Source organism: Nocardia sp. A7 (genome assembly GCF_046549215.1).
In the GTDB taxonomy this organism is placed as follows: Bacteria; Actinomycetota; Actinomycetes; order Mycobacteriales; family Mycobacteriaceae; genus Nocardia.
In genome coordinates this window covers 81776-102008 of record NZ_JAJPWE010000005.1, presented here as the reverse complement: position 1 = coordinate 102008, position 20233 = coordinate 81776, and the positions used below count along the sequence as shown (strand labels likewise).

Sequence of the window (20233 nt, the reverse complement as noted above, 5' to 3'; positions counted from 1 at the left end):
CGGTCAAGCGGGGCGTGGCGCGTATATGATGATCGCGACTCCGACCAGGCAGATCACCGCGCCGATCACGTCCCACCGGTCGGGGCGGAACCCGTCCAGCGCCATTCCCCACAGTAGCGATCCGGCGACGAACACTCCGCCGTAGGCGGCGAGGATGCGTCCGAAGTTGGCGTCGGGCTGCAACGTCGCGACGAACCCGTAGACGCCCAGGGCGATCACACCGGCACCGATCCAGGCCCAGCCGCGATGTTCACGCACTCCTTGCCAGATCAGCCAAGCCCCGCCGATCTCGGCGATAGCTGCCAGGACGAACAGCAGGATCGAGCGCACCACGGTCATGGGCAGAGCCTAAATGTCCAGTTCAAGGTGTCGTGACGGTGGTCGAGCACCCGCACCCCGAGCCCGCACACGATGACTTCGCGTCGTCGTCTGTGCCTGCGGTAGCGCATTCGCTGCAACGTGCGCGGGACCAGGCCAATCCAACTACCCCGATCCCGATAAGTGCGAAGCCGAGCGGCTTGAGCCACGACACGCTGACCAGTACAGTGCCGCCGCCGAGAATTCCGGCTGCGATCAAGATCGGGGCAAAGCAACACCCCACGCACAACAGGGCTCCCGCGCCGATCGGCGCCCACCATCGCGGTGCCTTCGTGTTCGGTTCAGCAGCCACAGCCGCTACCTCCGGTACTCGAGTCGTGGACACCGGGGTCGAAAGAAACTGGGCAGGTAGGGATTTCGCTGCACACGAGCAAGTCGTCACAGCCCGCGGCGAGTGCGGCGCGCAACGTGTCGCGCACTGCGGTCAGCTCGGCGAGCTTCGTGTCGACCTCGGCCAGTTTCTCCGCCGCACGGGCCTGCAACCCGGCCTCGGCGCGACGCCGCTTGCCGAACTGGGTTGCTGCCAGCAACTCCGCGACTTCATCGAGGGTGAACCCGAGCCGCTGGGCGGCCTTGATCACCCGCAACACGGTGACGGCTTGCTCGGAGTACAGACGATGCCCGCCCAGGGAACGGTCCGGCTCGGCCAGCAACCCACGGCGTTCGTAATAGCGAAGCGTCTGCGCGTTCACACCGGCAGCGGCGGCGAGCTCGCTGGTGCGCATTCCGGCTGTCATCGCCGTGGCCCGTTCGTGGTTTCGGTGCGGGCGGCGAACGCGTCGAGTACTTCGACGTAGGCCGCTGGTACACCGACCTGCATCACCAAACCGTCGTCGGTGGTGTCGAAGTCGAAGGTGAAGAATGAGCAGCAGCTCGATTCGCGTGACGCGAGATCGCGGCCGACAGCTTCGGCATCGGCGGTCAGATGTAGGTCCAGGCGCGTCGGACCGATGCGGGTCGAGCTGTGGACCGACTCGGCGAAGAACCGGTCGAACTCAGCGACCCGGAGAGGTTGTTCCACGGTGGGCAGGGTGCACGCGTCCGACACCCAGTCGCCCTGAGCTGGTGAGATCGCCATGCGTCCACGGTAAGCCTGTACCTAGGTACAGGATGCAAGTCGCGCGGTAGAGCGCTCAGCTACAAGTCGACTTCGTAGCCGGTGTCAGGTTCCCAACCGGTGTGTTCGAACTCGTCGTCGGTGGTGTCGGCCTCGGACCAGTCGGCGTAGGTGTTGCGGTACGGGCCGCTCGCAGCAGGCCACGGTGACAGCTCGGCGTAGTCGCCGAGTCGTGTGTACTGTCACCATGGCGCACACAGAATCGGTGAAGTCGACCGTCATTGCTGCAACGGTGTTCGGATTCGGTTGTGGTCTGGCGGCTTTGGGGGTTCTCGCGGCGTGGTGGCTGATCGGGCCGAATTCAGTGAGTTGTTACTACGCGAGTTATGAACCGGACGCTGTCGACGACGTCTTCGGGGAGATGGCGATGAAGATGTGGCCGACCTGGTGGTTGTGGGTCGGGGTCGTCGTGATGCCCACCGTCGCAGGGTCGGTGCTCGGTCTCGCCGCTTCCCGATTCGGGCTGCGCATCGAGCGGGCGCCGCGGTAGGTCGTTTTCAGCACCACCCGGTCAGATACATCAGGCCGAGGCTGGTGGTGCCGAGGATCAGGCCGAGGGTGCCGCCGAGGAGGAGGGGGCGGGTGCCTGCGGTGCGCAGGCGCGCGGGGCTCAGGGAGGTGCCGATGGCGGCCAGGACGGCGGCGATCAGCCAGCTGCTGGTGGTGGTGAGGGGGTCGGTCAGGCTGGTGGGGAGGATGTCGAGGCCCGCGATGACGGAGGCGGCCAGGAACAGGAGCACGAAGAGGGGGACTGCCTGGCGAGGGGAAGTCTGGGGCCTGCCGTGCTCGTCGATGAGGTGGCGGCGGCCGACGTGCAAGCCGACGCAGAGCGGGATGATGGCGAGGCTGCGGACCATTTTCACGATCACCGCGAAGTGTGCGGCGCCCGCACCGAAGATGACGCCCGCGGCCAGGACCGACGAGGTGTCGTTGATCGCGGTGCCCGCCCACAGTCCGAACGCCTCCTGCGACAAACCGAGAGCGCGACCGAGCGGCGGATATACCAGCACGGCAGCCACATTGAAGATGAAGATGGTGCCGAGGGCGTAGGCGACGCGTTGCTTGTCGGGTCGCAGGACCGCGGTGGCGGCGGCGATCGCGGACGCACCGCAGATCGTCGTGCCCACGGCGATCAGGGTCGCCGACTCCTTGTCCACCGCCAGCATCCGTCCGACGAAGAACGCCGCCACACCGCCCACGAGCAGCGTCCCGAGCAGCACCACCGCCGTCTGGCGCCCCACAGCCATGACGGACCCGAGCGGCAAGCCGAGGCCGAGCAGCACGATCGCCAGTCCGAGCAACCGTTGCCGTGCGATATCGAGGCCCGGGTCGAATATCGTGCTCGCGCTCGGGCTGCGCCTGAGCACCGTCCCGGCCACAGCGCCCGCACCCAATGCCAGCACTGGTACGCCGACCATCGGCAACGCCTTGCCGAAGGGCGTGGCGAGTCCGGCCAGGAGCGCGGCGAGGGCCAGGCCGGGAGCGAGAGCACGTACGCGGTTCACCTCACCACCCTCGCTGCGCGGCGGATTCCCAGGTAGAGGCCGATTCAACGGGTGGACATAAGCCAGGCTTATGTCGGCTGCGCTGCACCGGGTGTAGCCGCGGGCAGGAAAGCTGCGCGGATCCGTGGTTTGCTGGGGATGTGCGGAAACGGACTCGGCTCACCATCGCCGCCGGTCTCGGCGCGCTGATGTGGGGCGAATGGGCGAATTGGCGCGCCTCACGCAGGTGTGTGGGACCGGGGGCGGTCGGTTCGGAGGCGATCGTCGTCCTGGGATATCGCGATGCGGGGCCGCGCGCCAATGCCATGAACAGGTGGCGGGTGCGGGCCGGTCTGCGCTCGGTTGATTCCGCGGCGCCCCGGACGCGGCTTGTGCTGTGCGGTGGTGCGTGCGCGGGTCCGCGGACCGAGGCCTCGCTGATGGCACGCTACGCCAGGGAAACCGGTGGCTACCACGGTGAACTCGTGCTCGAGGAGTCGAGCAGATCCACCTGGGAGAACATCGCTTTCGCGATCCCGTTCCTGCGCGATGTCGACCGGATCAAGATAGTGTCGTTGCCCACGCACGCCGAGACGGCGCGACGGTATCTCGCCCAGCAGCGACCGGACCTGGCCGCCCGGTTGGTGCGCGGCCAGGACTATCGTTTCGGCGAATGGATGCCACTCAAACCGGTGTTCGCCCTCTACGGCATCGCCAAAAAGATCCGCCCACCCGCGCGGACGGCGCCTGAATCCGCCGATCACCCATAATCAGCGGATGACCCTGCCACCTGGAACGCCCGACCTGGAGGTCCTCGCTCTCCTGGTGTCGGTGTCCGAGCAGGGCAGCCTCGGCGCGGCCGCCCGCAGGCACGGAGTCAGCCAGCCCGCCGCCAGTATGCGGATCAGCGCGCTGGAACGCCGCCTGCACGTGAAGCTGCTCGACCGCGGCCCGACCGGCTCCGAACTCACCGACGCGGGCCGCGCCGTCGTGGCCCACGCCCGCACAGTCCTCGCCGCGGTGCACGAGCTCGTGGACGACGTCGCCCGACTCCGCGCGGCCCAGGCCCCACGTCTGCGGATCGCGGCCTCCAAAACCATTGCCGACCATCGCATTCCGCACTGGCTCGCCGCCCTGCGCACCGATCACCCCGAAGTCGTGATCTCCCTCGAAGTCGAGAACTCGACACAGGTCGCGGGTCTCGTGCGCGAGGGCACCGCCGATCTCGGCTTCGTCGAAGGCCCACATCCTCCGGCCGGGCTCGGCAGCCGCATACTGGGCGCCGACGACCTCGTCGTCGTCGTGGCACCGAATCATCCATGGGCGCAACGGAAGTCCCCGGTCACGCTGAAAGAACTGGCAGGCACCGCCCTGTTGTGGCGCGAACCCGGCTCCGGCACCCGCGAGACCGTGTGGGACCTACTGGCCACCGCCGCCCCGCCCGCCGGCCCCGCCGCCGAACTCGGCTCGACCGGCGCGATCGTCGCCGCGGCCAGAACCGGCATGGCCCCCGCGGTCCTGAGCCGATTGATCGCCGCCCCGGACCTCGACACCGGCACCCTGGTGGAGGTTCCCTCGGCTGATTCCGCCCGTCTGACTCGCAAATTCCGCGCGATATGGCGCCGGAACACCCCACCGTCGGGCCCGGGCGAACTGCTCGTCGACCGGGCCTCGCGCCTCGAAATCGCGCGCGGGGCAGTGGGGGGACTCCCGGCGGAGGTCGCATCGTCACAGGTCGAGGTTTCACCGCAGAGCGAGGAACTGGGGTAGGACCCGGGACTGCCGCAACGACCCCTGCCGGATGGGGATCGCGGCAGTCGACGCACGCGTCACAGCTGATCGTCACGTCCGTCCGGCGGACCTCTCTGCGGCGAAATAGTGCGTGAGCGTAGCTGGCGGCTCTAGTCTGATAGCGCTACGCACTGTGGAGGTTGGATCACATGACGGTCGAGATCGTGACCGAACCGGCGCCGGAGAACCTGTGGACCGGATCGGGCCCGGCGACCGGGGTACCGCCGACGTCGATGATCGAGCGGATGACGCTCATTCTGGACGCGTTCGACGCCGCCACCCCCACGCTGACGCTGCTCGGGCTCGCCGAACGCACCGGGCTGCCGCGCTCGACCGTGCATCGCATCCTCGACCAGATGATCCGGCTGCGCTGGCTGTCGCACACCCCCGGCGGCTACCGGCTCGGACTGCGGGTGCTCGAGCTCGGCGGGCTCGCGGCCGAGCAGAACGAGTTACGCGAGGTGGTGGGGCCGCTGCTCTACGAACTCAGCCAGCGGACCGGGCTGGTGGGACACCTCGCGGTGCTGGACGGGCGTGAGGTGCTGTTCCTCGATCGTTCGGGTGGACGCGGCCGGGTGGTCATCCCGACCCGCGTCGGCGGCAGGTTGCCCGCGCATTCCACGGCGGTCGGCAAGGCGCTGCTGGCCACGCTGGAACCCGGCATCGCGGAGGCTTCGCTGCGCGGCAACACGGTGGCGCGAACCGCGCGCACGATCGTCGACAGGGCCGAACTGCACCGCGAACTGGCCCGCATCCGCAACCGTCAGGGCGTGGCCGTCGACACCGAGGAGTCGATGCCGGGCGTCGGCTGTGTGGCGGTGCCGATCCGTGGCCGCGGTGTCGCGGTGGCCGCGATCTCGCTGTCGGGCACGGTCAAGGGCGAGCGCACCGCGCTCGACACCGCGCGGCTGGCTCGCGCGCTCGCCGAGGTGGCCAAGGAAGCGTCGCGCGCCCTGGCCCCCCGGCACCCGCACTAGGGCGCGGTTTTCGCGATCGCCCGACCGGCTGCCCGGCCCGAGAAGATGCACCCGCCGAGGAACGTGCCCTCCAGCGCGTTGTAGCCGTGCACGCCGCCACCGCCGAACCCGGCGACCTCACCGGCGGCATACAGGCCGGGAAACGCCGAGCCGTCCGGGCGCAGCACCTGCGAATCGAGGTCGGTCTGCAGTCCGCCGAGCGTCTTGCGGGTGAGCACATTGAGGCGCACCGCGATGAGCGGGCCATGGGACGGATCGAGGATGCGGTGCGGTTTGACGACGCGGACCTTGTCGCCGAGGTACTTGCGGGCGCTGTTGATCGCGACCACCTGCGCGTCCTTGGCGAACGAGTTGGCGACCTCGCGGTCCCTGGCCACGATCTGGTGTTCGAGGGCGGCCACGTCCAGCTTCGGCCCGCGGGCGAGCTCGTTCATGCCGTCGACGAGCTCCGCCAGTGAATCGGCGACCACGAAGTCCACACCGTGCTTCTTGAACGCCTCCACCGGGCCCGGCGCGCCCTTGGCGAGCCTGCTGCGCGCGGTGAGTTTGAGGTCCTTGCCGGTGATGTCGGGATTCTGTTCCGACCCCGACAGCGCGAACTCCTTCTCGATGATCGACTGGTTCAGCACGAACCAGGAGTAGTCGTAGCCGGTCGACAGGATCTGACGCATGGTCTCGTTGGTGTCGAAACCGGGGAAACACGGTGCGGGCATCCGTTTTCCGCAGGCGTCGAACCACAGCGACGACGGGCCGGGGATGATGCGGATCGCGTGATCGGGCCAGATCGGATCCCAGTTGTTGATGCCCTCGGTGTAGTGCCACATGCGGTCGCGGTTGACCAGCGCCGCCCCGGCCTCCTCGGAGATGCCGAGCATCCGGCCGTCCACGTAGGCGGGGACACCGGAGATCATCGTCTCCGGGCACGGGCCGAGACGTTCGGTGGGCCAGTTGCGGCGGATGAGGTCGTGGGCGTGACCGATACCGCCCGAACTCACGAGCACCGCGGGAGCGCGGAAAGTGAACTCGCCCACCACATCCCGGTTCGAGGCCTGGCCACGGTCGGTGTCCGCCGGCGCGAGCACGCCGCCGCGCACGCCGGTGACGGCGCCGTCCTCGACGATCAGCTCGTCGACGCGGTGCCGGAATGCGAAGCGGACCAACCCTTTTGCCTCGCCGGCCAGGACCGGCTCGAGGAAGACGCGCAGCACTTCGGGTCCGGTGCCCCACGTGAGGTGGAACCGCGGTACCGAGTTGCCGTGCCCGTCCGCGAGGCCGCCGCCTCGCTCGGCCCAGCCGACCAGCGGGGTGAAGCGTAAACCCAGGGCGTGCAGGTAATCTCGCTTCTCATCGGTCGCGAACCGCACGTAGGCCTTCGCCCACTCACGGCCCATCCGGTCCTCGTCCTCGCGATCGAACCCGGCCGAACCCAGCCAATCCTGCAGTGCCAGTTCGTAAGAGTCCTTGATGCCCAGCCGGCGCTGCTCCGGGCTGTCGACGACGAACAGCCCGCCGAGCGACCAGAACGCCTGCCCGCCGAGATTGGCGCGATTCTCCTGGTCGAGCACCAGCACCTTGCGCCCGGCGAGTACCAGTTCGTGCGCGGCGACCAGGCCCGCCAGTCCGGCGCCGACGACGATCGCGTCGGGAGTGAAATCTTCGGTGGGCTCAGGTGCTGTGCTCGACATGCCTGGAACGTAGCATTGGTTCGTCGACAGGTGGGGGCAAGTGCTGGAAAACGCCCTGACCAGCGATATTTCATTCGATGAAAGGCTCGACACGCTCATGAACGTCCGAACCCGTACCGGTGCTGCCGTCCTCACGCTCGCCGTCGTGGCCGGCCTCGGCGCCACGTCCTGCTCGAAGACGCGCTGGTGCGAGCGCGACCAAGGCGACGTCCACGTTGCCGATTCCTACTGCGAACGCGGTGTCGCGGGCTACGAGTGGGAGCCCGATCACGACAAGCCGAAGTACAAGAAGAAGCCCAAGAAGCACTGAGTTCGCCGACCGGCGTTGTGCCACAGGCGATCCGAGACATAACCGTGGCGCAGCCGATGCCGAGTTCGTGCTATGTCGATGCAGGTCAGCGGGTATTCCACCACTGAGCGCAAGCTCTTTCTCTATTCCTCACAACGGCGTGAGCAGGTGGTCAGCATGACCTATCGGAAGGCAATTCGTATCGTCGCAAGGCATACAGCGCGAGCGCTGTCGGTGTTGCTACTGGCCGCGGGAATCGGGACAGCGATGTCTCCCGGATTGACGGCGTGGGCGCAGAGTTGCGCCACACTCGACGTCGTCATCGCCCGCGGCACAGTCGAACCCGGCTATCTGGGTGCCGCCATCGGCGACCCGCTCTACGCGGTACTGAGCGCACAGCTACCGGTGGACACCACCGCCCACCGTGTCGAGTACCCGGCCGACCTCCTGGTGCCGACCTCGATGAGCGACGGCACCCGGGCCATGACCGGCCACCTGATCTACCAGGCCGCCGCCTGCCCCGACCAGCGCTTCGTCCTCGTCGGTTACTCCCAGGGCGCGGTGGTCGTCCACGGCGTTCTCGGCTCCGCGCCCCTGCCCGGCGCGTGGGTGCTACCCCCCGAACTGTCCTCGCGCGTCGTCGCGGTGCTGCTGTTCGGTGACCCACTGCGCCTCATCGGCGGCACGGTCCCGCCGTTGTACGCAGACCGCACCGCGAACTATTGCGCCGCGGGGGACCCGGTGTGCGCGGGCGGGGTGTTCCCCGCCGCGCACGGCAGCTACGAGTGGGCGTTCGCAGCCGCGGCCGGACAGGTGGGCGCGCGGTTGTGAGCCTGCTCAGAGGGCGGGCACGACCAGGGACAGGACAGCGCCGATCTGCGCCACCGCGCGGTCGACGCTGCCTGTCGGCTGGAACAATTGACCAGCGTCAGCTGCGGCTAGCGATCGTCCTTCTTGGCTTGGCGCCGGGCTCCCGCGGCGATACTGGAGGCCTCGAACTTCTTTCGCCCGGAAGATGCACGGGTCGCATCGACGCGTGCCTTCCCCGGGGAGGGCACCTTGCCGTCGCTGGTGTCGATTTCGCTGAACGAGGGTGCATCCTTGCGGGCGCGGGCGAGCCTTTCGTCCTTCAACTTGCGGGCATTTCGTTTCGCGACCGTGCCCAATTGGCTGCTCACCCTGCTGAGCGCGCTTTCGAAGACTTCCGCTTTGCCCGCATTGCGCGCGTTTGCCGATTTTCCGGCGCCGCGCGCCCCTTTGACTTCGACCTTCGCCGCTCCGGCTTGGCGGTACAACTTGACGAATTTGTTGCGCGCCCGCCGAACGCGGGTATGCAGCCGGATCAACGCCTCTTCGTCGAGGTCGACCATCTGTGCTTTCTTGGTCTCGCGGACCAGCACATACTCGTCTTCGGACAGAGAATTCAGCAACTTCGTCATGTCGACTCCGATCTACCCGAGGGTCACCGTAGCCCCTGAGTGTAGCCCTACCGGATGGAACGTTTCGGCAGCGTGGCGTCACTGCGTAGGCGATCACGGTCAGGAATTGGCCGCATTGGGTTCTAGCGTGAGGTTATGGGACGTCGAGAGGATGAAATGCGAATTGTTGTCACTACGCCGGTCGGGCATGTGGGGGCTCGGGTCGTGCAATTGTTGGTGCAGGCGGGGGTTCGGCCGACTGTGCTGATGCGCGATCCCGGGCGGCTCGATCCCGCGATGCGCGGATTTGTCGATGTCGCCCAGGTCGATCAGGGGGACTCGGATGCGGTGGTGCGGGCTACCGAGGGGGCTGATCGGTTGTTCTGGGTTGATCCGCCCGCACTGGTGGATGGTGATCCGGTGGCGGGGTACGCGCGGATGGGGGCTTCGGCGGCGCGGGCTGTCATCGAGAACGGGATCGAGGCGACGGTGTTTGTCAGTAGTGGGGGTGCCGAGAAGCGAGGTGGGGCCGGGGAGATCGACGGGTTGGCGCGGACCGAGGAGTTGCTCGATGACACCGGCGCGAACGTGTTGCATCTGCGGTGTGGGTACTTCTTCACCAACCTGGTGACCCAGCTCGACGAGATCAGGGCGGGCACGTTGTCCACGCCGTGGCCGTTGGACCATTCGATGGCCTGGGTGGACCCGCGCGACATCGGTGAGGTGGCCGCGGTCCGGCTGCTGTCGGATGCGTGGTCGGGGCGCGTCGTGCAGGCGGTGCACGGGCCACAGGATCTGACGTTCACCGACGTTGCCGAGATCCTCGGTCGGCAGCTGGGACACGAGGTCACCCCGATCCACCTCGGCGACACCGAGTTCCGGGACATGCTGCGATCGGCAGGCCTCGGGGCGGGACAGGTCGACGGCATCGCGGGCATGTCAGCGGGGTTGAGCTCCGGTTTCGTCCCCGAAGACCCACGCACCGTGCTCACCACCACGCCGACGACCCTCGCGGCCTGGGCGAACACCAACCTGCGGTGAATACCAACCGGCCGGTCACGACAACGAACATCGTGACCGGCCGGGTTTCAGTGGTGGCTCACCAATGCACGCCGGGCAGAATCCGGCCCATCCGAGCAGCGGATCCGGGCATCACCATCAGCGGAGCGAACACCGGACCCAACACGGCGAGGGCATTGCGCGTCGGCTCGGCCACCTCGACCGGTTCGACCACGACCGGAACCTCACCCGGCTTTCGCTGCGCCGCGCTGGACTCGCCGACCAGGCGGAACCCGGTGTGCATGATCGTGCGCTTGAGCGACGGCATGAACATCTCGACCGCCTGGGAGAACGTACCCACGGGGGTGTCGATGCGGTCGGGGCGCTCCAGCAGCGCACGGATCACGATGTCAGCGGCCCGCTCCGGATCGGGCAGGGGCAGGTAGCGGTAGGCCTCGGTCGGCGCGATCATCGGGGTGCGGACAAGGGGCATCCGGATCGAGGTGAAAGATACTCCGTCGCCCCGGTTTTCGACGGCGGCGATCTCGCTGAAGTTGTCCAGGGCGGACTTGCTCGCGGCGTAGGCAGCGAACCGGGGCACCTTGGTCTGCACCGCGATGGACGAGATATTGACGATATGGCCGAAGTGACGTTCGCGCATCGAGGGCAAGAAGCCCAGGATGAGACGGACGGCACCGAAGTAGTTGACCGCCATGGTGCGTTCGAAGTCGTGCATGCGGTCCACCGAGTTGGCGACCGAGCGGCGGATCGAGCGACCCGCGTTGTTGATCAGGTAGTCGACGTGGTGGTGTTCGGTGAGCACCGTCTTCACGAGGAGGTCGACGGCCTCGGCGTCGGTGATATCGCACGGGTAGGCGAAGGCGGTGCCGCCGTCGGCCCGCACGGAATCCGCTGCGGCCGTGAGGTCTTCGATGCCACGGGCGATCATCAGCACGATCGCCCCACGACGGGCGACGGCATGGGCAGTGGCCAGGCCGATACCCGAGGACGCTCCGGTGATCAGCACCGTGCGACCGGAGAGCGGGTCCGCGTCGGCGGCGGGACGGCCGCGGTGCGGATCCAGGTGGGTGCGCCAGAAATCCCAGAGGCGGTCCGCGTAGGTGTCGAAGGCGGGCACGGTCAGGCCGGGTAGTTGCGCCCGGGTGGAATCGGCGACGAACTCGGCGGTGAACCCGACGTGCGGTGCGACCGCGGCCGGGATGCCTGCCTGCTCGAACAGGAAGTCACGCACCGCATGGGCGCCGGGAATGAGCCCGAGCCCGGTGAGCGCACGGGCACTGCCCGGCACGGTGCCGATGCCGACGGGACCGCCCGCGGCGGTGGCCAGCGCGCGGTAGATCTCCCCGAACGGCTGCGGTCGCGGGTTGACCAGGTGGAACGTGCGCCCGTCGAGACCCGCGCGCCGCACCAGACGCACCATCGCCTCGGCGACGTAGTCGACCGGCACCACGTTGGTCGCACCCAGATCGGGCAGCGGCAACGGCAGTTCCGACGGCAGGCCGGAAAGTGCCGAGATGGCGGAGAAGAAGTAGTAGGGGCCGTCGATCTTGTCCATCTCGCCGGTCCGTGAATCACCGACGATGATCGCCGGGCGATACACCCGCCAGCGCACGTCGTCTGCCTCGCGAACAAGTTTCTCCGCGGCGAACTTGGTGCGGTGATACGGCGAGGTCAGGTTCTGGCCGAGGTCGAAATCCTCCTCGAAGAACTTGCCACGGTGATCGCCTGCCACCGCCACCGAGGACACGTGGTGCAGGGTGGCATCGAGGCTGCGGGCCAGCTCGATCACCGAGCGGGTGCCCGCGACATTGGCCGCGTGGGCGGTCTCCTCGTCGGCGGTCATGTCGTAGACCGCGCCGAGGTGCAGCACGTGATCGGCGCGCGGCGCACCGTCGCCGAGGCCGAGGCCTTCGGCGGTCAGGTCGCCGACCAGCGCGAACACGCGATCGCTGTCGGGATGTTGCGCGGTGTGCGCGGTGAACTTGGCCAACGATTCGGCACGGACCAGCACGTGCACGATCGCGGTGGGGTCGGCCGCGAGCAGTCCTCGCACCACTCGCCGACCCAGAAATCCGGTGCCGCCTGTCACGATGTAGGAAACCATCGCTCCTCCTGAAAATCTCGAAACACGGTGTCGCGCAACAGTGATCGGCATGCGGCGGTGAATGCGAAATCAACGGTTGAGGTCCAGCAGCAAAGTGGCTGGAGAGAAGCCGGGCACATCGTCGTCCCGGCTGGGACTAACCGTACTCGTCAGTAACCTTGCTGGGCAAGCCCTCGGGTGTGTGTGACCGTGTGGGAATTGTCACCTGTCGTCGCAGGTCAAAGGGTATGTGTGACATCGGATTTCCGTAACTCCGAGTTTCGGACAACTCGTCGCTACTGCGCCGCCAGTACATCGCTGACGGTGCTCGCCATCCGCGTGCGGAACACCTCGGGGGCGAAGGAGTTCGCGTGGTCGCGGATCTTGGCGGGATCGTAGGTCGTCGCACTGAATTCGCGCATGAGCTCGGCCAGTGCCGCGACGACGTCCGCATCGGAACCGGCGGGAACGTACGCACCGGTGACGCCGGGGCGCACTGTATCGAGGGCGCCGCCCGCGCCCACCGCGAGGACCGGCGTGCCGCACGCCATCGCCTCCACCGGGACGATGCCGAAATCCTCGATGCCGGGCATGAGCAGCGCCTGACACCGCCGGTACATGTCCTGCAGCAGTTCGCCGGAGGTGGCGCCGAGGAACGTCGTCTCCGATCCGGCGATCTCGTCGAGTTGGGCGCGGAACCTACCCTCGCCGAGGACGACCAGGCGGACACCGGCCCGCTGCGCGGCGCGAATGGCAAGGTCGGCGCGCTTGTAGGGCACGAGCCTGCCCGCGCACAGGAAGAAGTCCTCGCGCTCCACCGTCGGATCGGGGGTGAAGCGGCTGACCTGGACGGGCGGGTTGACGACCGAGGCGGGCAGACCCCACCAGTCGGTGACCCGTTCGGCGACCGCGTGCGAGTTGGCGATGACATGCGTCAGCCGCGGCGCGGCACGCAGTTCGCCACGTCGAGCCAGGGCACCCAGCGCGCCGAGCGCGAGTTGGCCGACGCGCCCACCGGCTTCCTGCGCGCGGAATTCGCGATCCCAGGCCCAGCGGGCGGGGGAGTGCACATAGGCGACGACGGGCGCGTCGGTGGCCAGGGCGGCCTGGGTGGCGAACGCGTGATGGCTGATCACGACGACATCGAAGTCATGCAACGGCATTCGGCGCAACGCGCGCGGGACCAGCGGGAGCAGGGGAGCGTGCCGCCCACCGGTGTAGGTGTGCGCCTTGCTGAGCCAGGTGTCGTGCACGATACGCACGGGTTCGCGCAGGCCACCCGGCGCGACGATCGGCGCGAAAACCTGCGCATCGGTCCAGGTTTCGACGAATTCGCCGACAACGGCCTCGGAGCCGCCGAACTCGGTGAATCGTTCGTGGACGATGGCGACACGGGTCATCGGGGGGTGCTCGCTTCGATCTGCCGGGGCGCCGCGGTGCGACGCAGTGCGGGGGCGACGGGGCGGCCGCGCAGCAGCCCGTCGACGGTGCCGTGCTCGAGCGCACGGCGGTAGACCTCGGCAGCCTCGGCGCACGCGGCGATCGTGGTGGTGATCGCGTCCGTGTCGTGGGCGGCGGAGGTGACGAACGACTGGCCGAGTACTCCGCGGACCAGGAGTTCCTGGAGAAACAGCGTTCGAAATGCCTGCGAGGGTGCGCCTTCCGCGTCCAAGGTGCGGTAGATGAGGCAGGACGGTCTGCCACGCACCTGCAGGAAGTCGGCGATGCCGAGGTCGGCGGCGATCGCGTTGACACCGTCGGCGAGTGCGCGACCCGCCTGTTCCATCCTCGCGACGGGTTCCTCGGTGCGGTAGGCGTGCACCACCGCCCGGAACGCGGCCAGGGCGGACGTTTCCGGGCCGTGCGTCGTCGAGAGCAGGAATACCCGGTCCTGATCGGTGCGCAGCCCGCCCCGCTCCATGTACTCGCGTCTGCCCGCGAGCGCGGAGATCGGGAACCCGTTGCCCATCGCCTTGCCCCAGCACGACAGGTCCGGCGTCACGCCGTAGACGGCTTGGGCACCGCCCGCCGACCACCGGAAGCCGGTGATCATCTCGTCGAACACGAGCAGCGTCGCGTACCGATCACACAGTGCGCGAACATCTTCCAGATATCCGGGCAACGGTTCGGCCATGGCGGTCGCGGCCTCCATGAAGACCGCGGCCACGCAGCCGTCCGCCAGGGTCGCCGCGAGGGCGTCGAGGTCGTTGTAGGGGAACTTCACGGTGTCGACGGCGGGAATGCCACCCGCCATCTCCGTGGTGCCGATGAACCAGTCGTCGACGGAGAAGAACGGTTGATCGCAGACGGCGATGGTGCTGCGACCGGTGACGGCCCTGGCCAGCCGGACCGCGGCGGTGGTGGCATCGGAGCCGTTCTTGGCGAATTTCACCATGTCGGCACCGGGCACGAGCGACAGGAAGTCCTGTGCGGCAAGCAGTTCCAGTTCAGTGGGCCTGCTGAAGCTGACGCCGTCGGCGATGGCCGCCGACACGGCGGTGAGAACGGGTGCGTAGGCGTGACCGAGCGTGACCGCGCGCAGACCCATCCCGTACTCGACGTAGCGATTGCCATCCGCATCCCAGACGTGAGCGCCGTTGCCACGCACCAGGATCGGCGCCATGAGCTCCGGATACTGGTCGGCGCCGCGGGCGTAGGTGTGGGCGCCGCCGGGGACCAGGTCGTGCAGGTGTGCCTGCAGCTCGTTGCTGCGATCGAAACCGCGGTGCTCTGTCATAGGTATTCGCCTCCGGCCTCTGGCGTCCGGACCGCCGGTGTTTTGCTGAACGCCCACAGTTCGTGGTCGGTGAGTTCGCCGTCGACACCTCGGTATCGGTGCATGGTGCCCTCGTGACGCAAACCGGCCGCCAGTGCGACGGCCGAGCCCACCGGGTCGGTGGTCGACACCGCCAGCACCAGCCGCCAGATCCCGAGTCGCTCGGTGGCGTGGGTGGTCAGCAAGCGTAACGCGCTGACCGCGGTATCCGGGTGCGCCTGCGGTGAAACCCACAGGGCGGCACGGACATTGCGATCGAACATGTCCTGGTCGAACAGGCGGCATTCTCCGACGTAGCGACCCGCCTCCTCGATGACGAGGACTGCGCCGTACGGCCCGCGCAACCCCTTCCGCGACGAAGCCCTGGCCCGCCACCATTCGAGCCGGGTGTGGCACCCCGCCCACTTCTCGGGAGCAGCGGCCGGTGCGAGCAGCGGCCGTGCGGCGATCCGGGCAGCGCGGCGAGGCTCGAAATCACCGCTGCGCCAAGGGCGTAACGCTACCTGCCCGTGCTCGTCGGGCGCCGGGCCGAGGGTCGCAGAGCACAGCGGGTCGGCCACATGTCGCAACGTGCCCAGGCAGTAGCGCGCCCGCGCCCGCAGTACCGTGTACCTCGATATCGTGGCTTCGGGCGCCGTGGCGTCGCTGGACCGCACCGGCTCGCGCCGCGGGGAGTCGGCACCGTGTCCGGGGTGGGTGGCGAGGTAGCCGTTGCGCCAATCGGCGGCGAACCCGCCCACGGGTACCCGATCGCTGGTCACCGCCCACAGTTCGTGGTCGGTGCGGCCGCTGCCGACATCGAAGTACCCGCGCATCACCGCTTCCATCGTCCAGCGCTGCCGGACCGCGCGCCGGGCACCGGCATTGGTGACGGCGATCGGCGCGGTGATCCGGTCCAGGCCGACGGTGTCGAACGCGAAGTCGAGCAGCAGCGACCCGGCCAGCCCGCTCGCACCTCGGCGGGCGACCTCGGCGTCGACCCACACACTGAGCTCGGCGGCACCGGAGTCGATGCTGACCAGCTCGATCTGCCCGGCGAACCTACCGTCGATCTCGAGCACCGTGCTCACTCGTCGTCCCGCCTTGGCTTCGGTTCGGGCCGTCAGACATTCGCGCACCCAGCGGGTCGCCGTGTGCCGCTGTTCCCAGGTCAACGAGGAACGGAACCAGTACGGCTCGAGACAGTCGCGATCACGCAGCCGAATCCGCCGCCACTCGGCGAAATCACCGAAAACCGGTGGCCGCAGCAGCACCGAGACGCCGTGCAGTCGCACCGGCCCCAGCGTCACCGAGGCGTATGACGTGCTCATCGTCGTGGCCGTTGGGTGCCCATGGCCACCGTGCGCAACGCGCCGTCGGTGCCAACGGCCAGCCGCCAGTAGCTCCCCGAGGGATCTTTGAGCACGAGTCCGGCGTCGGCCTGATCGGATAACCAAGCGCCGCTGGACAAGACAGCGGAGCGGACCGCGCCGTCATTGCCCTGCGCCTGGAACAGATCGGCGTCGCCGTGCCCGGCCCTGGTGATCACCGTGCCGGTGAACCGCGAAGTGCGCATCCCGCTGCGCCCGATCACCTGCCACCCGTCGGGAAACACACCCGCTCGCAGATCGTCGGCGGAACCGGAGATCAGGTTGATCGCCGTGCCCTCCGCGCAGTCGACGGGGTCGATGCGCAATTCGATGGCGGGCCGGTCGGATTCCTGATCGAAGACCACATTCGCCAGATACGGCTGTCTGCAGTACACGAGGTCGATGCCCACCGAGCGGGCTGCCACCTTGCAGTTGACCATGCCGAACTGGGCGGGCCCACCCCCACCTTTCGTTCCGACCGAGACCGCGACATCGGCCCCCTCGAACCAGATATTGGTCAGCCACCAGTCATTGGCCGCGCCGTCGACCAGCAGATGCCGGTCGGTGGTGCGCGGATCGCGATCGGAGACGAATTCTACGTTGGTCAGCGCCAACCCGGCATTGTGGTCGTTGCCGGTGCCGAGCACCCCGACGTAGTTGCTGGTGAATTTCGACGAGGTGACGTAGTTCTGGATGCACTGCGTTTCGAGGCCGACCCCGAAGTTGTTGATATCGCAATTGATGAACGCGGTGCCACCGGTATTGCGATCCAGGACCACGCCGCGCTGAGCGAGGAAGCGAGGGTGGTTGTCGCTGAGATGATTTCCGCGGATCACGACGCCGTCGAAGGAACAACGGAAGCATTCCGACAGCACGAACGCGGTGGCGCGCGGTCCGGTGAGATAGAAACCGATGCGGGAGAACCGCACTCGGCTGCGCTTCTCCAACCGGATCAACGTGACGTCCTCCTCGCAGAAGACCACGCTGGCGTCGCCACCGTCACCGAGAACCGTTGCGTAGTCCGGCATCTCGGGCCACGATCGGACGCGATAGGTGCCTGCGGGGAAATACAGCACCACCGGTCGGTCACGGGCCGCCGCGGCTGCCGCGATGGCCGCCGTGTCATCGGCCTTGCCGTCGCCGATCGCCCCGAAATCGCGCACATTGCGGGCCGCGGGCGAATCGCTGACGTGCGGTGATCGGAACTCCGCGCTCGGTTCCGGTTCGGCGGCACAGGCGGCGGCCAACGGCAGCACCGCCGCCGCGCCGAAGGTGGCGGCGAGCAGACGCCGCCGCCCTACCGACTCCTCGCTCATATCGCCAGCCGTTCCACGAAACGGGCCAGAGGAGCCGACGGTCTGCTGTACACCACCGCTCCGGTGAGCTCGGCGGCGCCGAGAGTCGCGAGTGCGCCGCGCAATCCGGGCCCGGACAGTGCGCCGAGTTCGACGACGCCGATGGTGGCGTCGCACAGCGGGGTGACCCCGATCGCGTCCGCGGCGACGGTGACCGGCGCCGTCTCCACGATGACATGATCGAAACGCGACGTCAGATCGGTGAGCAGGTCGGCGAATCGCCCCGACACCAGCAGGTCGGGTGTCAGCTGATCGCCCGCACCCAGCGGCAGGAACGCGATCCCGGTCTCCGACCACGGCGTCAGCGCTTTGGCGACGGGCAGGGTGCCGCGCAGCACCGCCGCCAGCCCCTGACTGTCGCTGGTGATGAATGCGGAACTGCCGCCGCCACTGGTGTCGGCGTCGACGAGCACGACGTGCTGTCCGCTGTCGGACAGCGAACGGGCAAGCGCCATCGCCACATCCGGCACCGATCGTGCCGACAGACTGGTCAGCTGCACCGACTTCAGCGGGTCGTGCTGGAGCAACCGGCTGCGCAACCTCCGCGTCTCACCCGTGGCACCGGGCTCGCCCGCATCGATCACACCCAGCACCGGAACGGGCAGCGCTCGCGCCACCGCGTCGGAAGTGCGCAGTGAACGGTCGGTTCGCTCGCGCAGCAGCGCGGCACCGCCTGCGAGGGCGAGACCGGCGATCAGACCCAGCAGCGCGATCCTGCTCGGCGGCGCCCCGAGCGGCGTGCTCGGCAGCTGTGCCCGGTCGACCACGGCCACCCGCGCCGCCGGTGCCGCGTCACGCTGGATCGACTCGAGCTCGTCGACGAGCTTGCGGAACTGCGCCACCGCCGCGTCGGTGAGATCGCGGGCGCCTGCCGGTGTCGAATCCTCGACGGAGATCATGATCACCGAGGTCGCGGGCGGCGAACTGGCGGTGATCCGCGCGCGCATCTGCTCCGGCGTGACCTTCAGGCCCTTCTCGTCCACCACCCGCGCCGCGACAGTCGTCGAGGACGCCAGATCGAGGTAGGACCGCACGCGCTGTTGCGCGGCCAGACCGCCCTGGTACGAATCGTTGACCGACGTGCCCGTCGCCATCGACACGTACATCGAACTCGACGCCGCATACGTGCTCGGCAGTGTTTGCGCGTAGGCCCAGGCGGCCGCCGTGCACACCAGTACGACAGCCACGATCAACAGCCATCGCTGTCGTACGATGCGCCACATATCGATCAAACCCATCGCTGGGACTCCATTTCGCCTGATACCACACATGATTCGGTGCGCCGGAACTCCGCGACCACCAGATACACCAGCCACGCCAACACGGCGGTCTGCAAGAATTTGCCGAGATTCTCCATGCTGCCGAGAACCCCGCGCTCGAACAGCGTCGAGGCGCCGGTGATCGCCAGACCGAGCACGATCACCGGAAACCACCGCGCATACAGCGAATACGACCACGCCAGCAGCAGCGCGAAAGTGAACACCGCGCTCACGACGACACCGGTATAGCCGCCGAGCACATAGCCCTCGTTGAAATTTCCTTCGGCCAGCGAGACCGTCACGGTGCTCATATCCACCGAGGCGCCGCGCACCTCGTTCGCCCATGCCGTTCCGGACTGGAACTTCTCCAGCCCGAGCACCGGTGCCGGAATGAGGCTCAGGCTCGCGTGCTGGACCATCTCCGACGGCGTCAGCCAGCCGCCGGGACCGTAGAACAGCGCGTCGGTCGCGGCCTCGAGCAGGTCGAACCGGCGCAGGATGCTCAGGAACGGTTGCACGCTCTCCGGGTAGATCGAATCGACGGTCGCCGCATCGCGTGCCGCGGTGCCGGTGGACTTGAACGACTGCAACCACCCGAAGCCGATCACGCCGATCACGCCGATGCCCGCGACACCGAGGGCAGTGCGCCGGTTCCAGCCGATCATCGAGAACCGGATGGCCAGTGCCAGCGCGGCACCGAGGATCGGGGTCTTGGACTGCACCACCGACGACCACCACAGTTCCCCGGCCAGCAGACCGGCGAGCATGATCGCGGTGCGGCGCGGGTCGGGCGGGCGAAGGAAGATGATCAGGCCGATCGCGGCGATCGAGGCCGGGACGGCGAGAAACGCCAGGATCGGATTGGCGCTGTCGACCTCACCGGCGGTGCCCGCCGACCCGGACGCCTTGCCCGCGAGCCGCCCGAGCATGCCGAACACATACAGGGTGAGCAGCGCGGGCACGAAATCAGGATCGTCGAGGGCGGCGGCGCGGCGCAGCGGTCTGCGGTGCGCCCAGATCGCGTAGGCGACAACCAGCGCCGCGTACACCCACAGCCCGAACACGACATGCTGCAGGGCCAGCGCGATCCCGCGGTCGTAGCCGAGGTCGGCCAGGCGCGGATCGGGCACGTTGTCACCGAAGTGCGGTTCGGGCCGCACCGCGAGCAGCACCAGCGGTCGCGCCACATAGGACAGTGACCAGAACACGGCCTGCGCGATGAGGAACACGCGGGCCACGCCGGGCACCCAGA

Annotated in this window: 20 protein-coding genes; 7 read left to right on the top strand and 13 right to left on the bottom strand. The window is 68.1% G+C overall.

The window, feature by feature from the left end:
* Positions 1 to 3: 3 nt before the first annotated feature.
* The 3 genes from ACLJPD_RS25895 to ACLJPD_RS25885 all read right to left on the bottom strand — a co-directional run bounded on the left by ACLJPD_RS25895 (position 4) and on the right by ACLJPD_RS25885 (position 1456).
* Positions 4 to 339 carry a YnfA family protein gene (locus ACLJPD_RS25895; protein ID WP_410875560.1) on the bottom strand — a complete coding sequence of 112 codons (336 nt, stop codon included), beginning with the start codon at positions 337 to 339 and terminating at the stop codon, positions 4 to 6.
* A 320-nt stretch (positions 340 to 659) separates the two neighbouring features.
* Positions 660 to 1103 carry a MerR family transcriptional regulator gene (locus ACLJPD_RS25890; protein WP_410875558.1) on the bottom strand — a complete coding sequence of 148 codons (444 nt, stop codon included), beginning with the start codon at positions 1101 to 1103 and terminating at the stop codon, positions 660 to 662.
* Between the two features lie 8 nt (positions 1104 to 1111).
* Positions 1112 to 1456 (bottom strand): hypothetical protein, encoded by a 345-nt coding sequence (locus ACLJPD_RS25885; protein WP_410875556.1) that lies wholly within the window; start codon positions 1454 to 1456, stop codon positions 1112 to 1114.
* A gap of 226 nt (positions 1457 to 1682) precedes the next feature.
* Between ACLJPD_RS25885 and ACLJPD_RS25880 the strand changes: the two genes are divergently transcribed.
* Complete coding sequence (locus tag ACLJPD_RS25880) at positions 1683 to 1985, top strand: hypothetical protein (protein ID WP_410875554.1); 303 nt, start codon at positions 1683 to 1685, stop codon at positions 1983 to 1985.
* Positions 1986 to 1992: 7 nt separating this feature from the next.
* Here ACLJPD_RS25880 and ACLJPD_RS25875 read toward each other — a convergent pair whose 3' ends face one another.
* A complete protein-coding gene (locus ACLJPD_RS25875; protein WP_410875552.1) occupies positions 1993 to 3000 on the bottom strand; it encodes a YeiH family protein in 1008 nt (335 codons plus the stop codon).
* 140 nt (positions 3001 to 3140) lie between these two features.
* Here ACLJPD_RS25875 and ACLJPD_RS25870 point away from each other — a divergent pair, with 140 nt between their 5' ends.
* From ACLJPD_RS25870 to ACLJPD_RS25860, 3 genes are all read left to right on the top strand, one after another.
* Positions 3141 to 3749, top strand: a complete 609-nt coding sequence (locus ACLJPD_RS25870) for a YdcF family protein (RefSeq protein WP_410875550.1) — start codon at positions 3141 to 3143, stop codon at positions 3747 to 3749.
* Between the two features lie 7 nt (positions 3750 to 3756).
* Positions 3757 to 4749: a LysR family transcriptional regulator gene (locus ACLJPD_RS25865; RefSeq protein WP_410875548.1), complete on the top strand. Its 993-nt coding sequence runs from the start codon at positions 3757 to 3759 to the stop codon at positions 4747 to 4749.
* A 170-nt stretch (positions 4750 to 4919) separates the two neighbouring features.
* Positions 4920 to 5747 carry an IclR family transcriptional regulator gene (locus ACLJPD_RS25860; RefSeq protein ID WP_410875546.1) on the top strand — a complete coding sequence of 276 codons (828 nt, stop codon included), beginning with the start codon at positions 4920 to 4922 and terminating at the stop codon, positions 5745 to 5747.
* Here the strand turns inward: ACLJPD_RS25860 and ACLJPD_RS25855 are convergent.
* Positions 5744 to 7432: an FAD-binding dehydrogenase gene (locus ACLJPD_RS25855; RefSeq protein ID WP_410875544.1), complete on the bottom strand. Its 1689-nt coding sequence runs from the start codon at positions 7430 to 7432 to the stop codon at positions 5744 to 5746. The two genes, ACLJPD_RS25860 and ACLJPD_RS25855, sit on opposite strands and share 4 nt — an antisense overlap.
* A 40-nt stretch (positions 7433 to 7472) precedes the next feature.
* On the opposite strand from ACLJPD_RS25855, the gene ACLJPD_RS25850 reads away from it, so the two are divergent.
* Together ACLJPD_RS25850 and ACLJPD_RS25845 are read left to right on the top strand one after the other, a co-directional pair.
* Positions 7473 to 7742, top strand: coding sequence for a hypothetical protein (locus ACLJPD_RS25850; protein WP_410875542.1), 270 nt, complete (start codon positions 7473 to 7475; stop codon positions 7740 to 7742).
* Positions 7743 to 7898: 156 nt separating this feature from the next.
* The gene (locus tag ACLJPD_RS25845) at positions 7899 to 8552 is read left to right on the top strand and encodes a cutinase family protein (protein ID WP_410875540.1); all 654 of its coding nucleotides are present in this window, start codon (positions 7899 to 7901) and stop codon (positions 8550 to 8552) included.
* Positions 8553 to 8659: 107 nt separating this feature from the next.
* Here the strand turns inward: ACLJPD_RS25845 and ACLJPD_RS25840 are convergent, their stop codons facing one another.
* Positions 8660 to 9160 (bottom strand): hypothetical protein, encoded by a 501-nt coding sequence (locus ACLJPD_RS25840; RefSeq protein ID WP_410875539.1) that lies wholly within the window; start codon positions 9158 to 9160, stop codon positions 8660 to 8662.
* A 156-nt stretch (positions 9161 to 9316) separates the two neighbouring features.
* Between ACLJPD_RS25840 and ACLJPD_RS25835 the strand changes: the two genes are divergently transcribed.
* The gene (locus ACLJPD_RS25835) at positions 9317 to 10180 is read left to right on the top strand and encodes an NAD(P)H-binding protein (protein ID WP_410875537.1); all 864 of its coding nucleotides are present in this window, start codon (positions 9317 to 9319) and stop codon (positions 10178 to 10180) included.
* Positions 10181 to 10238: 58 nt separating this feature from the next.
* On the opposite strand, the gene ACLJPD_RS25830 is transcribed toward ACLJPD_RS25835, so the two are convergent.
* From ACLJPD_RS25830 to ACLJPD_RS25800, 7 genes are all read right to left on the bottom strand, one after another.
* Complete coding sequence (locus ACLJPD_RS25830; protein ID WP_410875536.1) at positions 10239 to 12263, bottom strand: SDR family oxidoreductase; 2025 nt, start codon at positions 12261 to 12263, stop codon at positions 10239 to 10241.
* A gap of 275 nt (positions 12264 to 12538) precedes the next feature.
* On the bottom strand, positions 12539 to 13642 hold the full coding sequence (locus ACLJPD_RS25825; RefSeq protein WP_410875534.1) for a glycosyltransferase: 1104 nt from the start codon (positions 13640 to 13642) through the stop codon (positions 12539 to 12541).
* The gene (locus ACLJPD_RS25820; RefSeq protein WP_410875532.1) at positions 13639 to 14979 is read right to left on the bottom strand and encodes a glutamate-1-semialdehyde 2,1-aminomutase; all 1341 of its coding nucleotides are present in this window, start codon (positions 14977 to 14979) and stop codon (positions 13639 to 13641) included. Before ACLJPD_RS25820 ends, ACLJPD_RS25825 begins: the two co-directional genes overlap by 4 nt.
* Complete coding sequence (locus ACLJPD_RS25815; RefSeq protein WP_410875530.1) at positions 14976 to 16328, bottom strand: GNAT family N-acetyltransferase; 1353 nt, start codon at positions 16326 to 16328, stop codon at positions 14976 to 14978. The genes ACLJPD_RS25820 and ACLJPD_RS25815 overlap by 4 nt, the downstream gene beginning before the upstream one ends.
* Complete coding sequence (locus ACLJPD_RS25810) at positions 16325 to 17683, bottom strand: glycosyl hydrolase family 28-related protein (RefSeq protein ID WP_410875528.1); 1359 nt, start codon at positions 17681 to 17683, stop codon at positions 16325 to 16327. The genes ACLJPD_RS25815 and ACLJPD_RS25810 overlap by 4 nt, the downstream gene beginning before the upstream one ends.
* A complete protein-coding gene (locus tag ACLJPD_RS25805) occupies positions 17680 to 18960 on the bottom strand; it encodes a Wzz/FepE/Etk N-terminal domain-containing protein (RefSeq protein ID WP_410875526.1) in 1281 nt (426 codons plus the stop codon). Before ACLJPD_RS25805 ends, ACLJPD_RS25810 begins: the two co-directional genes overlap by 4 nt.
* Positions 18951 to 20219 (bottom strand): hypothetical protein, encoded by a 1269-nt coding sequence (locus ACLJPD_RS25800; protein ID WP_410875524.1) that lies wholly within the window; start codon positions 20217 to 20219, stop codon positions 18951 to 18953. Before ACLJPD_RS25800 ends, ACLJPD_RS25805 begins: the two co-directional genes overlap by 10 nt.
* Positions 20220 to 20233 lie beyond the last annotated feature (14 nt).

What these genes read in the sequence shown, in the direction of transcription:
- ACLJPD_RS25865 (WP_410875548.1), top strand. Translation starts at nt 3,757, where the DNA reads ATGACCCTGCCACCTGGAACGCCCGACCTGGAGGTCCTCGCTCTCCTG.
- ACLJPD_RS25835 (WP_410875537.1), top strand. Translation starts at nt 9,317, where the DNA reads ATGCGAATTGTTGTCACTACGCCGGTCGGGCATGTGGGGGCTCGGGTC.
- ACLJPD_RS25840 (WP_410875539.1), bottom strand. Translation starts at nt 9,160, where the DNA reads ATGACGAAGTTGCTGAATTCTCTGTCCGAAGACGAGTATGTGCTGGTC.
- ACLJPD_RS25805 (WP_410875526.1), bottom strand. Translation starts at nt 18,960, where the DNA reads ATGGGTTTGATCGATATGTGGCGCATCGTACGACAGCGATGGCTGTTG.
- ACLJPD_RS25810 (WP_410875528.1), bottom strand. Translation starts at nt 17,683, where the DNA reads ATGAGCGAGGAGTCGGTAGGGCGGCGGCGTCTGCTCGCCGCCACCTTC.
- ACLJPD_RS25880 (WP_410875554.1), top strand. Translation starts at nt 1,683, where the DNA reads ATGGCGCACACAGAATCGGTGAAGTCGACCGTCATTGCTGCAACGGTG.
- ACLJPD_RS25895 (WP_410875560.1), bottom strand. Translation starts at nt 339, where the DNA reads ATGACCGTGGTGCGCTCGATCCTGCTGTTCGTCCTGGCAGCTATCGCC.
- ACLJPD_RS25855 (WP_410875544.1), bottom strand. Translation starts at nt 7,432, where the DNA reads ATGTCGAGCACAGCACCTGAGCCCACCGAAGATTTCACTCCCGACGCG.
- ACLJPD_RS25845 (WP_410875540.1), top strand. Translation starts at nt 7,899, where the DNA reads ATGACCTATCGGAAGGCAATTCGTATCGTCGCAAGGCATACAGCGCGA.
- ACLJPD_RS25885 (WP_410875556.1), bottom strand. Translation starts at nt 1,456, where the DNA reads ATGGCGATCTCACCAGCTCAGGGCGACTGGGTGTCGGACGCGTGCACC.
- ACLJPD_RS25890 (WP_410875558.1), bottom strand. Translation starts at nt 1,103, where the DNA reads ATGCGCACCAGCGAGCTCGCCGCCGCTGCCGGTGTGAACGCGCAGACG.
- ACLJPD_RS25815 (WP_410875530.1), bottom strand. Translation starts at nt 16,328, where the DNA reads ATGAGCACGTCATACGCCTCGGTGACGCTGGGGCCGGTGCGACTGCAC.
- ACLJPD_RS25860 (WP_410875546.1), top strand. Translation starts at nt 4,920, where the DNA reads ATGACGGTCGAGATCGTGACCGAACCGGCGCCGGAGAACCTGTGGACC.
- ACLJPD_RS25830 (WP_410875536.1), bottom strand. Translation starts at nt 12,263, where the DNA reads ATGGTTTCCTACATCGTGACAGGCGGCACCGGATTTCTGGGTCGGCGA.
- ACLJPD_RS25820 (WP_410875532.1), bottom strand. Translation starts at nt 14,979, where the DNA reads ATGACAGAGCACCGCGGTTTCGATCGCAGCAACGAGCTGCAGGCACAC.
- ACLJPD_RS25825 (WP_410875534.1), bottom strand. Translation starts at nt 13,642, where the DNA reads ATGACCCGTGTCGCCATCGTCCACGAACGATTCACCGAGTTCGGCGGC.